This window comes from Pseudoalteromonas sp. T1lg10 (assembly GCF_002964545.1).
Classification (GTDB): Bacteria; Pseudomonadota; Gammaproteobacteria; order Enterobacterales; family Alteromonadaceae; genus Pseudoalteromonas.
The window spans coordinates 1-594 of record NZ_PQBV01000008.1; the positions used below are offsets into that span (position 1 = coordinate 1).

The window sequence follows — 594 nt, forward strand, 5'->3', positions numbered from 1 at the left end:
ATGGCAAAAGAAAAGTTTGAACGCGTAAAACCGCACGTAAACGTTGGTACAATCGGCCACGTTGACCACGGTAAAACAACTCTAACTGCAGCAATCACTAACGTACTTGCAAAAGTATACGGTGGTACAGCTAAAGACTTCGCATCAATCGATAACGCTCCAGAAGAGCGTGAGCGTGGTATCACAATCTCAACTTCACACGTTGAGTACGACACTCCAACTCGCCACTACGCGCACGTTGACTGTCCTGGACACGCTGACTACGTTAAAAACATGATCACTGGTGCTGCTCAGATGGACGGCGCGATCCTAGTAGTAGCTGCGACTGACGGTCCTATGCCTCAGACTCGTGAGCACATCCTACTTTCTCGTCAGGTTGGTGTACCTTACATCATCGTATTCATGAACAAATGTGACATGGTTGACGACGAAGAGCTACTAGAGCTAGTAGAAATGGAAGTTCGTGAACTTCTTTCTGAGTACGACTTCCCAGGTGACGACCTACCTCTAATCCAAGGTTCAGCTCTTAAAGCGCTTGAAGGCGAGAAAGAGTGGGAAGACAAGATCATCGAGCTTGCAGAAGCCCTAGATACG

1 protein-coding gene is annotated in these 594 nt (G+C 47.8%); it reads left to right on the forward strand.

What is annotated here, in order from left to right:
* A partial coding sequence (locus C2M17_RS06070; protein ID WP_158683986.1) for a GTP-binding protein occupies nt 1-594 on the forward strand: 594 nt, incomplete at its 3' end.